General features: G+C 62.9%; 15 protein-coding genes. 1 reads left to right on the top strand and 14 read right to left on the bottom strand.

Annotation, left to right across the window (positions count from 1 at the left end; genetic code table 11):
- The first annotated feature begins 125 nt into the window (after positions 1–125).
- Entirely contained in the window at positions 126–1,397 is a 1,272-nt protein-coding gene (locus tag ACZ9BE_RS05685; protein ID WP_056783953.1) for an OmpP1/FadL family transporter, read from the top strand.
- A gap of 194 nt (positions 1,398–1,591) precedes the next feature.
- Here the strand turns inward: ACZ9BE_RS05685 and ACZ9BE_RS05680 are convergent, their stop codons facing one another.
- The 14 genes from ACZ9BE_RS05680 to cobO form a co-directional block, all read right to left on the bottom strand.
- On the bottom strand, positions 1,592–2,152 hold the full coding sequence (locus ACZ9BE_RS05680) for a glutathione peroxidase (protein ID WP_041479535.1): 561 nt from the start codon (positions 2,150–2,152) through the stop codon (positions 1,592–1,594).
- A 54-nt stretch (positions 2,153–2,206) separates the two neighbouring features.
- On the bottom strand, positions 2,207–2,329 hold the full coding sequence (locus ACZ9BE_RS05675; protein WP_269084999.1) for a hypothetical protein: 123 nt from the start codon (positions 2,327–2,329) through the stop codon (positions 2,207–2,209).
- Complete coding sequence (locus ACZ9BE_RS05670; protein WP_056783951.1) at positions 2,326–3,534, bottom strand: MFS transporter; 1,209 nt, start codon at positions 3,532–3,534, stop codon at positions 2,326–2,328. The genes ACZ9BE_RS05675 and ACZ9BE_RS05670 overlap by 4 nt, the downstream gene beginning before the upstream one ends.
- Before the next feature lie 52 nt (positions 3,535–3,586).
- A complete protein-coding gene (locus ACZ9BE_RS05665) occupies positions 3,587–3,991 on the bottom strand; it encodes a MarR family winged helix-turn-helix transcriptional regulator (RefSeq protein WP_016773714.1) in 405 nt (134 codons plus the stop codon).
- Positions 3,992–4,165: 174 nt separating this feature from the next.
- Positions 4,166–4,888 (bottom strand): adenosylcobinamide-GDP ribazoletransferase, encoded by a 723-nt coding sequence (locus tag ACZ9BE_RS05660; protein WP_476249011.1) that lies wholly within the window; start codon positions 4,886–4,888, stop codon positions 4,166–4,168.
- Between the two features lies 1 nt (position 4,889).
- Positions 4,890–5,465: an alpha-ribazole phosphatase family protein gene (cobC, locus tag ACZ9BE_RS05655; RefSeq protein WP_476249010.1), complete on the bottom strand. Its 576-nt coding sequence runs from the start codon at positions 5,463–5,465 to the stop codon at positions 4,890–4,892.
- Positions 5,462–6,517: a nicotinate-nucleotide--dimethylbenzimidazole phosphoribosyltransferase gene (gene cobT, locus ACZ9BE_RS05650; protein WP_476249009.1), complete on the bottom strand. Its 1,056-nt coding sequence runs from the start codon at positions 6,515–6,517 to the stop codon at positions 5,462–5,464. Before cobT ends, cobC begins: the two co-directional genes overlap by 4 nt.
- Complete coding sequence (gene cobU, locus ACZ9BE_RS05645) at positions 6,514–7,035, bottom strand: bifunctional adenosylcobinamide kinase/adenosylcobinamide-phosphate guanylyltransferase (RefSeq protein WP_476249008.1); 522 nt, start codon at positions 7,033–7,035, stop codon at positions 6,514–6,516. Before cobU ends, cobT begins: the two co-directional genes overlap by 4 nt.
- Positions 7,036–7,155: 120 nt before the next feature.
- Complete coding sequence (locus tag ACZ9BE_RS05640; RefSeq protein ID WP_476249007.1) at positions 7,156–8,607, bottom strand: cobyric acid synthase; 1,452 nt, start codon at positions 8,605–8,607, stop codon at positions 7,156–7,158.
- On the bottom strand, positions 8,604–9,596 hold the full coding sequence (gene cobD, locus ACZ9BE_RS05635) for a threonine-phosphate decarboxylase CobD (protein ID WP_476249006.1): 993 nt from the start codon (positions 9,594–9,596) through the stop codon (positions 8,604–8,606). The genes ACZ9BE_RS05640 and cobD overlap by 4 nt, the downstream gene beginning before the upstream one ends.
- The gene (cbiB, locus tag ACZ9BE_RS05630; RefSeq protein ID WP_041479543.1) at positions 9,589–10,497 is read right to left on the bottom strand and encodes an adenosylcobinamide-phosphate synthase CbiB; all 909 of its coding nucleotides are present in this window, start codon (positions 10,495–10,497) and stop codon (positions 9,589–9,591) included. Before cbiB ends, cobD begins: the two co-directional genes overlap by 8 nt.
- Positions 10,494–11,144 (bottom strand): 5,6-dimethylbenzimidazole synthase, encoded by a 651-nt coding sequence (gene bluB / locus ACZ9BE_RS05625; RefSeq protein ID WP_476249005.1) that lies wholly within the window; start codon positions 11,142–11,144, stop codon positions 10,494–10,496. The genes cbiB and bluB overlap by 4 nt, the downstream gene beginning before the upstream one ends.
- Positions 11,141–12,541 carry a cobyrinate a,c-diamide synthase gene (locus ACZ9BE_RS05620; protein ID WP_476249004.1) on the bottom strand — a complete coding sequence of 467 codons (1,401 nt, stop codon included), beginning with the start codon at positions 12,539–12,541 and terminating at the stop codon, positions 11,141–11,143. Before ACZ9BE_RS05620 ends, bluB begins: the two co-directional genes overlap by 4 nt.
- Positions 12,538–13,149, bottom strand: a complete 612-nt coding sequence (gene cobO, locus ACZ9BE_RS05615) for a cob(I)yrinic acid a,c-diamide adenosyltransferase (protein WP_016773703.1) — start codon at positions 13,147–13,149, stop codon at positions 12,538–12,540. Before cobO ends, ACZ9BE_RS05620 begins: the two co-directional genes overlap by 4 nt.
- Positions 13,150–13,200 lie beyond the last annotated feature (51 nt).

The following is a 13,200-nucleotide window of genomic DNA, read 5'->3' as shown; positions in this document are numbered from 1 at the left end:
CGCAACAAGTCGCCATTTTGGTCGGATTGTCCTACAAAACCGCTCTAACTCAAGGCTTACAGGCTATAGCGCTGGGACGAAAATGTTGGTAATTTTCGCCCCGGTGATCACCAGGAGTTCTAATAATGAAAAAAGTCATGCTCAAAACCACCCTTAGCCTCGCCGTTACCCTTGCCTCCACACAAATCTTCGCGGCAGGTTTTGCCCTCAACGAACAAAGCATCAGTGGGATGGGGACTGGTTTTGCCGGGCGATCTTCTTCTGCCGACGACGCAAGCACTGTTTATGGCAACCCGGCCGGCATGGCGCGCATCAAGCGCGAACAAGTCACCGGCGGCGTCGCCCTGGTCGACGCGCATACCGATATCAGCGATACCAGCTCCAGCCCGAACGGCGGCAGCAACAAAGGCGACATGGTGCCCCTCACTGCCGTACCGATGGGCTTCTATGTAAAACCGATCGATGATCACTGGGCATTCGGCCTCGGTGTGTACGTGCCGTTCGGTCTGATCACGGATTACGAAAACGGCTTCGCCGGTCGTTACTTCGGCAGCAAGTCCGAAGTGCAAGTCATCACTTTCCAGCCAACCGTCAGCTACGCCTTCAACGATAAGGTGTCGATCGGTTTCGGCCCGACCATCAACCGCATCGACGGCTCGCTGGAATCCAACCTGTCGATCACCCAGGCACTGCCGGACGGCAAGGTCAAGATCAAAGGTGACGACACCGCGCTGGGCTACAACGTCGGCTTGCTGGTCCAGGCCACCGACACCACCCGTGTCGGCCTGACCTACCACTCCAAGGTCGACTACAAGCTCGAAGGCGACACCAAGGTCAACTACAACGCTCTGGCGCTGGTGGGCGTTGGCGCCAACCAGAAGTACGACGCTTCGTTGAAGATCACCACGCCGGAATCCGTGGACCTGTCGGTCACCCAGGCGATCAACGATCGCTGGAACGTCTACGCCGGCACCACCTGGACTCGCTGGAGCCAGCTGGACAAGATCACCGTGAAGAACTCCGGCGTGCAGCCTCTGCTGGCCGGTCAGTTCGGTTCGATCAACGAAGACCAGAACTGGCATGACTCCTGGGCGTACGCCGTGGGTACCTCGTACCAGTTGAACAAGGAATGGGTCCTGCGTACCGGTCTGACCTTCGACCAGTCGCCAACCAATAACGAAGATCGCTCGCCACGTATCCCGACTGGCGACCGCACCATCTTCAGTATCGGTGCCGGCTGGAGCCCGACCGACGACCTGACCATCGACGTCGCGTACTCGTACCTCAAAGAAGAGTCGGTCAACATCCGCAACGAAAACGCGCGTGGCCAGACCTACGATGCCAAGTATGAAAACTCGGCAAACGGCTTCGGTGTCGGCGCGACATACCGCTTCTGATGCACCGTGGCGAGGCTAAACCCTCGCCCACGAAAAAGCCCCGCTCTCTTTACAGAGGCGGGGCTTTTTCATGCCTGGGCATCGAACAAACCGGTAGGAGCTGACGAGTGCAACGAGGCTGCGATCTTTTGATCCTGGAATTTCAAGAACAAAAGATCGCAGCCTCGTTGCACTCGTCAGCTCCTACAGGACCATCAAGGCTTCAGCGGTTTGGAGGCAATGGCCTTTTCGATCGCGGCGATAAACTCGGGGTCATCCGGTTTGGTCAAGCTGGAAAAACTCGCCACGACCTTGCCCTGCCGGTCGACCACATACTTGTAGAAGTTCCACTTCGGCGCATTGCTCTGCGCGGCCAGCACCTGGAACAGATGCGTGGCGTCATCGCCGCGGACCTTCTGCGGCTCGGTCATGTTGAAGGTCACGCCATAGTTGGCGTAGCAGACCTTGGCGGTTTCCGCGCTGTCCTTGGACTCCTGCTTGAAGTCATTCGACGGCACGCCAAGCATTTCCAGCCCCTGATCCTTATAGCGCTTGTTCAGCGCCTCGAGGCCTTCGAACTGCGGGGCGAAACCGCAGAAGCTGGCGGTATTGACCACCACCAGCGGCTTGTCGGCGTACTGCTTGCACAGATCGATGGATTCCTTGGCGCGCAGCTTGGGCAGCGAGCCTTGCAGCAGCTCAGGACAGTCGGCGGCCTGGGCCAGGCCAGTCAACGCCATCAGCAACGCGGGAACAGCACACCAGCGCATCAACATGTCGAATTTCCTTGGGCAGTCATCAGGCTTCGACGTTACTCGCCACGCTGCGATCTAGCAAATGCTCATGCCCAACTGCATCAGCGCCAGACCGCCGCGTTGCCAGCCCCACCACACCAGCGCCAACAGCGCTGCAGCCAGTGCGGTCAGCGCGAATCGCGTGCAGATCCGGCTCATGCTGCGCTCGCCGCAGCTTGCAGGCGCGCCACCGGACGCTCGCGCACCGGCCAGTTCAGCGCCGCCGCCAGCAGACTCAAGAGAACCGCCACTTGCCAGATCAAGTCATAACTCCCGGTTCGGTCGTACACCACCCCGCCCAGCCAGCCACCAAGGAATGAGCCGAGCTGATGGAACAGAAAGACGATGCCACCGAGCATGGACAAATTGCGCACGCCGAACAAGGTCGCCACCGTACCGTTGGTCAACGGCACTGTCGACAGCCACAGGAAGCCCATGGCCATGCCGAACAGATACGCTGTGGTGGTGGTCACCGGCAACCACAGGAACAGCACGATCACCACCGCGCGCAACAGATACAGCGCAGTCAACAGACGCGGTTTGGACATGCGTCCGCCAAGCCAACCAGCGGTGTAAGTGCCGAAGATATTGAACAGCCCGATCAATGCCAGCACCGTGGTGCCGACGCTCGCTGGCAGATGCTGATCGACCAGATACGCCGGCAAGTGCACGCCAATGAACACCACTTGAAACCCGCAGACAAAAAAGCCGAACGCCAGCAGCCAGAATCCCGAATGCGAGCAGGCCTCACGCAGCGCTTCGGAGAGGGTTTGTTCGTGGCCGAGAACCGGCAGTGGCTTGTCTTTTAACATGCTCACCAGCGGCACGATCATCGCCACCAGCAGGCCCAGCACCAACAGCGCGGCCGACCAGCCGAGCCAGCCGATCAGGCCCAGCGTGCCCGGCAACATCGCGAACTGGCCGAACGAACCGGCGGCGCTGGCGATACCCATGCCCATGCTGCGTTTCTCTGGCGGCACAGCGCGACCCACAACACCAAGAATGACCGAAAACGAAGTGCCCGAAAGACCGATACCGATCAGCAGACCGGCACTGAGTGACAGAGTCACTGCCGAATCAGACAGGCCCATGCACACCAGGCCCGCCGCGTAGAGGATCCCACCGACCAGCACCACTTTCGCCGCACCGAAGCGGTCGGCCAGCGCGCCGGTGAACGGCTGCGCCAGGCCCCAGATCAGGTTTTGCAGGGCGATGGCGAAGGCAAACACTTCGCGACCCCAGCCGAACTGCGCGCTCATCGGCGACAGGAACAGACCGAAACCGTGGCGCACGCCCAATGACAACGCCAGGATCAGCGCACTCCCCAGCAACACCCAACCGCACGTACGCCACATCGATGTCATTGTTATTCTCCAGTCGCGGGTATATACCCGCTTGAGCGCGAAAAAACCGCCGTCAGGCCAGTTCGTCGAGCAGTTTGAGCAAGGTTTCGCGCTTCTCGGCACCGAGACGGTCGATCAGCCGCTGTTGCGCCGCTTCCCACGCCGGCAATGCCGCTGCCAGGCGCTGCACGCCGGTTTCAGTGAGGCGCACGATGCGGTTGCGCATGTCCTCGCCTTCGGCCAGCGCCACCAGACCTTCGCCCTCCAGCACACGTAGATTGCGTCCGAGCGTGCTGCGATCCAGGCCCATGGCCTCAGCCAGTTCGGAAATGCTCGGTTGCTCCAGCCGCTGCAGATTGCACAGCAGAGAATACTGGGCAACGTTGATCCCGAAGCCATCGAGAGCGCCGTCGTAATGCCTGCTGACGCCACGCGCGGCGCGACGCAGGTTGGTGCACAAACACTGAGAAGGAAGCATGATGCGTGTATATACCCGCGAGTGTGTTAAATCAAGTTACAGATGAGTTTACTCTGAACATCATTGTTGCCGGTGAGGCCCCTTCGCGAGCAGGCTCGCTCCCACAGGGAATTGCATTTCGAAAGTGGGAGCGAGCCTGCTCGCGAAGGAGCCGGCATCATCTACGCAAATCTTTCAGACCAAAGCGAGCCCCACCAACACCCCCATCTCCAGCAATTCCAGCAACGCCCCCGCCGTGTCCCCGGTAGTCCCACCCAACCGCCGCATCATCAAACGCCGCAGCCAGACAAACCCGACCAGCGAAATCAGCACCGCGCCGATACCCGCGATCAACACGCAGCCCAGCGCACTCAACCCCAGCACCCACCACCCCGCTTTGCGCGGCAGATGATCGGCCAGCGCCTGACCCAAGCCACCCGCACGCACATACGGCGTAGTCAGAAACAACCCCAACAGCGCCGCTCGCCCGAGTACCGGGACGATGATCAGCGCCAGGGTATGCCCTTGCTCGATCAGCGCCAGCAGCGCGGCGAATTTCAGCAACAACACCAGCACCAGCGTGACCACCGCGATCGGCCCGCTGCGCGGATCTTTCATGATCGTCAGCGTACGTTCACGATCACCAAAACCGCCGAGCCAGGCATCGGCGCTGTCCGCCAAGCCATCGAGATGCAGCGCGCCGCTGAGCAATACCCACACGGTCAGCAACAGCGCCGCATGCAGCAACATCGGCGCGCCGGCCAACAACAGATTCAACGCATAGAGGATCAACCCGAACAGCAATCCCACCAGCGGATAAAACAGCAGCGAACGGCCGAGCTGTTGCGGCTCGGGCATGCCCGGCAGGCCAATCGGCAGGCTGCTGAGAAATTGCAAGGCGATCCACAGCGGCAACATCTCAGTGACCTTCCTTGAGCGCGCCATCAGCCTCGATAGTCAGCGCAAACAGCGCGCCGTGGCCGACTTCGACATTGAGCAACTGTTCGCGCGGCAGACCACGTGCCTGCGCGAGCAACAAGCGCATCACGCCGCCGTGGCTGACCAGCAGAATCCGTTCGCCGGCGTAAGCCGCCTGCAACCGCGTGACCGCCGCCAACACCCGCGCGGAAAACGCGCTGACCGGCTCCCCCTGCGGTGGCGTGAAGCCATAGGGATCAGCCCAGAACAGCCCCAGCGCTTCGGCATCCGTTTCCATCAACGCCGCCGCGCTTTGCCCTTCCCACGCGCCGAAATGCAGCTCTTGCAGATCCTTGTCCAGATGCACGGACAGGTTCAATTGCTCACCGAGTTCGGCGGCGAAGCGCGCGCAACGCTGCAATGGCGAACTGACAATTCGATCCCACGGCCCGCCGTCGACCACCGCTGCACGCATCTGCGTCCAGCCGTTTGCGGTCAGCGCATCGTCGAGGCTGCCGCGCAAGCCGCCGCCGAGTTCCGTTTCGCCGTGGCGCAGCAGATCCAGACGCAGACTCATGCCGGGCGATCCGCGACAGCCGCTTCGGCGAACGTCGCCATTTGCCCGTGCAGGTCACAGGCCAGGCGCAACAACGGCACCGCCAACGCCGCGCCACTGCCCTCGCCAAGGCGCAGGTCGAGTTCCAGCAACGGTTCGGCGCTCAAGGTTTCCAGCACATGACGATGGCCCGGCTCGGCACCGCGATGGCCGAACAACAGCCACTCGCGACAGGCCGGATTCAAGCGCACCGCGACCAGCGCGGCGACAGTGCAGATGAAGCCGTCGACCAGCACCGCAATGCCTTCCTGCGCGCAGGCCAGATAGGCGCCGACCAACGCGGCAATCTCGAAACCGCCAAGATTGAACAACGTCTGCAAGGCATCGCCACGCTGTGCGGCATGCAGCGCCAGCACGCGTTCGATGACTTGCGCCTTGTGGCTGACGCCAGCGGCATTCAGCCCGGTACCGGGGCCGGTCAGGTGCGCTACCGGGCAATCGAGCAAGGCACAGGCCAGCGCACTGGCCGCCGTGGTATTGCCGATGCCCATCTCGCCGCCGATGAACAACTGGGTGCCGGCGGCTTTCGCGCGCAAGACGCTGTCGCGACCGGCCTGCAAGGCCGATTCGCCCTGCGCCTGAGTCATTGCTGCGCCCTGGACGAAATTCGCCGTTCCCGCGCCAATGTTCAGATGGCGCACGCCGGGCAGATTCAGCGTCGGATTCACCGTGCCCAGATCGACCACTTCCAATTGCGCGCCGAGCTGACGTGCCAGCACGCTGATCGCCGCGCCGCCGCTGACGAAGTTGAGCAGCATCTGCCCGGTGACTTCCTGCGGATAAGCCGATACGCCTTCGGCTACCACGCCATGGTCGCCAGCGAAAATCGCGATCCAGACTTGATCCAGCGTTGGCTTGAGCTGACCTTGCAGACCGGCCAGTTGCACGGCCACCGATTCAAGGCGCCCCAGCGAACCGGCCGGTTTGGTCAGTTGCTGCTGGCGCTCGGTCGCTTGCGCGATGATGTCCGAGTTCACGGTTTTGCACGGGTTCAGCCACCAGGTCGGGCTCATAACGCAGATCCTTTCAAGGTCAGGGGCAGGCCGGCGACGGTCAGGACAACTCGCTGACAACGCTCGGCCAGAGCTTGATGCAGCCAACCGGCTTCATCGACATAGCGGCGAGTCAATTCGCCCAGCGGCACGACACCCATTCCGGTCTCGTTGCTGACAAAAATGATTTCACCCGGCAACGACGCCAGGCAGTCGAGCAGCGCTTCACGCTCGGCGGCGAGACGTTTGGCGTCGTCGAGCATGAGCAGATTGGTCAGCCACAGGGTCAGGCAATCGACCAGCAGGCAGCGCTCGGCGCCAGCGGATTCGCGCAGCACGCGGGCCAGTTCCAGTGGCTCTTCGATCAACGCCCATTCGACCGGGCGGCGCGCGCGGTGATGGGCGACGCGCTGGTTCATTTCGCCGTCGAGCGGTTGGCTGGTGGCGATGTAGGTGACCGCCAGATGGCTGTCGCTGGCGAGTTTTTCCGCCAGACGACTCTTGCCGGAGCGGGCGCCGCCGAGGATCAGTTGGAGCATGGGTTCATCCAAAAATGTGTGGTGAGACAACCGGCCCCTTCGCGAGCAGGCTCGCTCCCACCGTTGATCGCGTCTCCCTGTGGGAGCGAGCCTGCTCGCGAAGAGGCCAGTCCAGACAACTCAAATCCCGCAGAGCTGCCGCAACAGCCCGGTATCCAGATGCTTCTCCACCAGATCCGCCAGCCGTTCGATATCGCGTTCGCGCAAGCCGTGGTAATCGACCTCTTGTACATCACTCAGCCCGGCCCAGCGCAGCAACGCCGCGCTCGCCTCGGGGGATTCGAACAAGCCATGCAGATAGGTGCCGAACACCTGACCATCGGCACTTTGCGCACCATCGCAACGACCGTCGTCCAAATGTACCGCCGGATTCTCCAGCGCCGGCCCGCTGGTTACGCCAGCATGTATTTCGTAACCGCTGACTGCGGCGCTTTCCAACGCCAGCCGCCCGCGCACGTTGCGCAATTGCTTCTCGGCTTCGAGTTGCGTTTCGAACGCCAGCAGCCCCAGACCGGCGCTGGAGCCGGCAGCGCCTTCCAGCCCAAGCGGATCGTGTACTTGCTCACCGAGCATCTGCAGACCGCCGCAAATCCCCAGCACCTTGCCGCCGTAGCGCAGATGCCGATTGATCACCGCGTCCCAACCATTGGCGCGCAGATAAGCCAGATCACTGCGCACGCTTTTCGAGCCCGGCAGGATGATCAGATCGGCTGCGGGAATCGCCTGCCCCGGGCCGACAAATTGCAGATCCACCTGCGGATGCAGACGCAGCGGGTCGAAGTCGGTGTGATTGCTGATGCGCGGCAGCACCGGCACCACCACTTTCAATACCTGCTCGGCCTTGTCGGCCTGGCGTTGGTCGATGCCGTCCTCGGCCTCAAGGTGCAGGTCCATCACGTAGGGCAACACGCCGACCACCGGTTTGCCGGTGCGCTGCTCCAGCCAGTCGAGGCCCGGTTGCAACAAGGCGATATCGCCGCGAAAGCGGTTGATGATGAAGCCTTTGACCCGCGCCTGCTCGCTCGGTGAAAGCAATTCCAGCGTGCCGACCAAATGCGCAAACACGCCGCCGCGATTGATGTCGGCGATCAGCAAAACCGGGCAATCCACCGCCTCGGCAAAGCCCATGTTGGCAATGTCGCCGGCGCGCAGATTGATCTCCGCCGGCGAACCGGCGCCTTCGACCATCACCAACGGATACGCCGCGCTGAGCCGCGCATGGGAAGCGAGCACCGCTTGCATCGCGATGGCCTTGTAATCGTGATAGGCGACGGCGTTCATCGTCGTCACCGCGCGGCCATGAATGATCACTTGCGCGCCGGTGTCGCTGTTGGGCTTGAGCAATACCGGATTCATATCGGTATGCGGTTCAAGACCGGCCGCTTGCGCCTGCACTGCCTGCGCGCGGCCGATCTCGCCGCCGTCAGCGGTCACTGCGCTGTTGAGCGCCATGTTCTGCGGCTTGAACGGCACCACCGCCACGCCCTGGCGGGTGGCCCAGCGGCACAACGCCGTTACCAAAGTGCTTTTGCCGGCATCAGACGTGGTGCCTTGCACCATCAGAGTGGTCATGGGTGGTCCTTGGCGAATGCTTGCAAAGCCTGTTCGAGACGCAGCGCTTGCGCGGCATCCGCTGGCAGGCCGAAACGCACACTGCTGTTGTGGCTGAACAGGCGCAGGAGGATGCCGCGCCGGGCGAGGAATTCGTGCAGCGCTTCGGCGTGCTCGGTGATCAACCACTGAAACAGCGCGCAGCCGCCCTGCGGTGCAAAACCGCAACGCGTCAGCAACGCCGCCAGCCGTTCGCTCGCTTCATCGCTGCGAATCCGCTGACGGGTATGGCCCTCGGTGTCTTGCAGGCACGCCGTACCGAGTACCCGCGTCGGCCCGCTCACCGCCCACGGCCCGACCTGTTCGGCGAGCAGTTTGAGCAACTTGCGCTCGGCCAGAACGAAACCGAGGCGCACCCCGGCCAGACCGAAAAACTTGCCGAACGAACGCAACACCACCAGCCCGACCTGATGCGCATAGGGCGCCAGGCTCAGCTGCGGCGTGTTGTCCATAAACGCCTCGTCGACCACCAGCCAGCCACCGCGTTGCGCCAGCCGCGCATGCCAGTCGAGCAGGCGTGCCGGGGTCAGGCTGAGGCCGGTCGGATTGTTCGGATTGACCACCACCAATACATCGAGGCTGTCGAGAAAGAACTCGACTTCCTGCTCGAGCACTTCACGGACGATGTAACCGCTGCGCCGCCAGGCTTCGGCATGCTCGGCATAGCACGGCGACAACACGCCGACCTTGCCGGCCCGGCGCAGACGCGGCAGCAACTGGATGGCCATTTGCGAGCCGGCCACCGGCAACACCTGCGCGGCGCCGTAGTAATCGCAGGCGGCCTGTTCCAGACCGTCGTCGGTTTCCGGCAAGCGCGCCCAGGCGCGCAGCGGGATCTCCGGGATCGGGAACTGCCACGGCGCGAGGCCGCTGGACAGGTCGAGCCAGTCGGCTTCGGCAATCCCGTAATCGAGTGCAGCCTTGCGCAACCGGCCACCGTGCTCAAGCATAAAATTCCGCCCCCAGGCAAAGCATCAGCAGCCATAACCATACGCCGCGCTGGACCAATTGCCAGCCACGGTCAATGGAATCGGCATCCGCCGGCGCACCTTCGCCCAGTTGTGGGCGCTCATGCAGTTCGCCGTGATAGATCGCCGGGCCACCCAACTCGACGCCCAGCGCACCGGCACCGGCCGCCATCACCGGGCCGGCGTTAGGGCTGTCCCACTGCGGCGCTTGGGTGCGCCAGCACTTCAGCGCGAGGCGGGTCTTGCCGAGCAGCGCGTAGGTCAATGCCACCAGACGCGCAGGAATGTAGTTCAACACGTCGTCGATTTTCGCCGCCGCCCAGCCGAAACGTTCGAAGCGTTCGTTGCGATAACCCCACATCGCATCGAGGGTATTGCTCAAGCGATACAGAACCACGCCCGGGGCGCCGGCGACGACAAACCAGAACAGCGCAGCGAACACCGCATCGCTGCCGTTCTCCAGCACCGACTCAGTCGCGGCACGGGCCACGGCAGTGCTGTCGAGTTCATCGGTCTGGCGGCTGACCAGATAACCGACACGCTTGCGCGCCTCGTCCAGATCATCGGCGCGCAACGCAGCCGCGACCGGCGCGACATGTTCGCCGAGGCTGCGCATGCCGAGTGCGCAATACAGCGCGAGAATCTCGACAATCCAGCCGACATAGGGCGCCCAGGAAAATGCGGTGGCGAGCAGAGTCAGCGGCAGCACCGCGAGCACCCACGCGGTCACGCCATGGCTGCGCCAGCCACGACCGCCGGCGTTGAAGCGTTGCTCGATGCGCCCGGCAAAATTGCCGAACGCCACCAGCGGATGCCAGCGTTTCGGTTCACCGAGCAGCGCATCCAGCGCTACCGCAGCGACACTCAGCAACGCCACACTCATTGATTCACTCCCCAATAATTTTCGTACAGCAACTCGTTGAGCGGCCGCGCCTGCGCCCAGCCTTCGAGCACCAACATCGGCGCCGAATAGAACTCCCTGACCGGGCCGAGACACAACACCGCCAGCGGTTTCGCACCGGCCGGCAATTTGAGCAAATCCGCCAAGGCTTGCGGTTCGAACAACGAAACCCAGCCCATGCCCAGGCCTTCGGCGCGGGAGGCCAGCCACAGATTCTGGATCGCGCAGGACAGCGAGGCCATGTCCATTTCCGGCAACGTGCGCCGACCGAAGATGTGTTTTTCGCGATCGTCCATCAGCGCTGCGACCAGCACTTCGGCGCAATCGTTGATGCCTTCGACCTTGAGCTGCATGAACTCATCGCTGCGCTCGCCAAGGGCTTCGGCAGTGCGGATGCGCTCTTCTTCCACCAGATCGCGGATCTGCCCGCGCAGAGCACGATCGCTGATGCGGATGAAGCGCCAGGGCTGCATCAGACCGACGCTCGGCGCTTGATGAGCGGCTTCAAGCAGACGACGCAGCAACTGCGGCTCGACGCTGCCGCCGGTGAAGTGGCGCATGTCGCGGCGCTCGGCGATTGCCTTGTAGACCGCTGCGCGCTCGGCTTCGGAGAAGGTGTTGTCGGTCATGGCCCCATCGCTGGCAAGCCAGCTCCCACAGGAGATCGCATTTCTTCAGGAAGCTCACCATTCACTGTGGGAGCGAGCTTGCTCGCGAAGCCGGCCTCACGATCTGGCGCAAACAATGCGGCAATCGCAGTCGGATTCGACGGGAAATAAAAATGCACATAAGAAGCCGTCATCCGCCCCTCGCGATAAACCGCCTCGGCCCCACGCCCGCCATTAGGACTCACCCCCCGGGCAATCGGCGTCAGCTCTGTGGTGGTCAGGGAATGATGATAGGTATGCCCACGCAAGGAACCTTCCGGCAGCTCAACCGCCTGCAACGCCAGCGCCGCCAGACGCTTCTGCATCACCGCCTCGCCCTTGAGCAAACCGACCAGCTCAGCACGGGTGCCTTCCACGTCGGTCAGCGAATCAAGCAGATAAAGCATGCCGCCACACTCGGCGAGCAACGGCTTGCCCGCCGCATGGTGCGCGCGGATCGCCGCCAGCATTGAGGCGTTTTGCGCCAGCGCGACGTGATGCAGCTCTGGATAGCCGCCCGGCAGATACAGGCTGTCCGCCTCGGGCAATCGGGTGTCGCGAATCGGCGAGAAGAAGCGCAATTCGGCGCCCATCGCCCGCAGCAGATCGAGACTGGCGCCATAGGTGAAGGCAAAGGCTTCATCGCGGGCAACGGCGATGCGCACACCTTTTAATAGAGGCTCGGCGGCGATGACGTCAGGCCCGGCGAATTCAACGGCCGGTGGCAGCGCGACCTCGCAACTGCTGGCCAGCGCATCGGCGGCCGCGTCGAGGCGCAGATCCAGATCATTCAATTCGCTGGCCTGAACCAGGCCGAGGTGGCGGCTCGGCAATTCGATACCGGTTTCGCGGGACAGCGCACCGTACCAGCGCAGACCTTCGGTGAGGCTGCCTTCGAGTAATTGCGCATGGCGCAAGGTGCCGACGCGGTTGGCCAGCACGCCAGCGAACGGCAAGTCCGGCTGATACTTGGCCAGGCCCAGCGCCAAGGCGCCAAAGGTCTGCGCCATGGCGGTGCCATCGATCACGCCGAGCACCGGCACACCGAAGTGGCGCGCCAGATCAGCGCTGGATGGCGTGCCGTCGAAAAGGCCCATCACGCCCTCGATCAGAATCAGGTCAGCCTCGGCGGCGGCTTCCCACAACAGCCGGCGACTTTCCTGCTCGCCGACCATCCACATGTCCAGTTGATACACCGGCGCACCGCTCGCGCGCTCGAGGATCATCGGGTCGAGAAAGTCCGGACCGCATTTGAACACGCGCACCTTGCGCCCTTGGTTGCGATGCAAACGGGCGAGTGCGGCGGTGACGGTGGTCTTGCCCTGACCGGAGGCCGGCGCGGCGATCAACACCGCCGGGCAGTGACGTGGTTGCTTCAAAGTTCGACGCCTTTCTGCGCTTTGATCCCGGCCTGAAAGGCGTGCTTGAGCATGCCCATCTCGGTGACCGTGTCGCCCATCTCGATCATTTCCGGCTTGGCGCCGCGCCCGGTGACAACCACGTGCTGCATCGGCGGGCGCGCTTGCAGATCGCTGAGCACCTGATCGAGATCGAGGTAGCCGTGCTTGAGGGCGATGTTCAATTCATCGAGCACCACCAGACCGATCGAAGGGTCGCGCAACAATTCGCGCGAGACTTCCCAAGCGGCGGTCGCAGCGGCGATGTCGCGCTGACGATCCTGGGTTTCCCAGGTGAAGCCTTCGCCCATGACGTGGAAACGCACCTGCTCGGGGAAGCGGCGGAAAAACAATTCTTCGCCAGTGCTGTTGCGGCCCTTGATGAACTGCACCACGCCGCACTGCATGCCGTGGCCCATCGCGCGGGCGAGCATGCCGAATGCCGAGCTGCTCTTGCCTTTGCCGTTGCCGGTCAGCACCAGCACCAGGCCACATTCGTCGGGCGAGTTGGCAATGCGTTCGTCGATCACGGCCTTCTTGCGCTGCATGCGCGCCAGATGGCGTTCGTCACGCTCGGGGGAATCAGTCATGGGGGAGCTCTCCGTTGAGGCTGGATAACGGCGGGCAGGCAAAAGAATAGA

The sequence above is a fragment of the Pseudomonas sp. TE9122 genome, assembly GCF_056278925.1.
This window is presented reverse-complemented; position numbering and strand designations above follow the sequence as displayed.

Coding starts and splice junctions, on each gene's coding strand:
- ACZ9BE_RS05685 (WP_056783953.1), top strand. CDS start 126: ATGAAAAAAGTCATGCTCAAAACCACCCTTAGCCTCGCCGTTACCCTT.
- ACZ9BE_RS05680 (WP_041479535.1), bottom strand. CDS start 2,152: ATGTTGATGCGCTGGTGTGCTGTTCCCGCGTTGCTGATGGCGTTGACT.
- ACZ9BE_RS05675 (WP_269084999.1), bottom strand. CDS start 2,329: ATGAGCCGGATCTGCACGCGATTCGCGCTGACCGCACTGGCTGCAGCG.
- ACZ9BE_RS05670 (WP_056783951.1), bottom strand. CDS start 3,534: ATGACATCGATGTGGCGTACGTGCGGTTGGGTGTTGCTGGGGAGTGCG.
- ACZ9BE_RS05665 (WP_016773714.1), bottom strand. CDS start 3,991: ATGCTTCCTTCTCAGTGTTTGTGCACCAACCTGCGTCGCGCCGCGCGT.
- ACZ9BE_RS05660 (WP_476249011.1), bottom strand. CDS start 4,888: ATGTTGCCGCTGTGGATCGCCTTGCAATTTCTCAGCAGCCTGCCGATT.
- cobC (WP_476249010.1), bottom strand. CDS start 5,465: ATGAGTCTGCGTCTGGATCTGCTGCGCCACGGCGAAACGGAACTCGGC.
- cobT (WP_476249009.1), bottom strand. CDS start 6,517: ATGAGCCCGACCTGGTGGCTGAACCCGTGCAAAACCGTGAACTCGGAC.
- cobU (WP_476249008.1), bottom strand. CDS start 7,035: ATGCTCCAACTGATCCTCGGCGGCGCCCGCTCCGGCAAGAGTCGTCTG.
- ACZ9BE_RS05640 (WP_476249007.1), bottom strand. CDS start 8,607: ATGACCACTCTGATGGTGCAAGGCACCACGTCTGATGCCGGCAAAAGC.
- cobD (WP_476249006.1), bottom strand. CDS start 9,596: ATGCTTGAGCACGGTGGCCGGTTGCGCAAGGCTGCACTCGATTACGGG.
- cbiB (WP_041479543.1), bottom strand. CDS start 10,497: ATGAGTGTGGCGTTGCTGAGTGTCGCTGCGGTAGCGCTGGATGCGCTG.
- bluB (WP_476249005.1), bottom strand. CDS start 11,144: ATGACCGACAACACCTTCTCCGAAGCCGAGCGCGCAGCGGTCTACAAG.
- cobO (WP_016773703.1), bottom strand. CDS start 13,149: ATGACTGATTCCCCCGAGCGTGACGAACGCCATCTGGCGCGCATGCAG.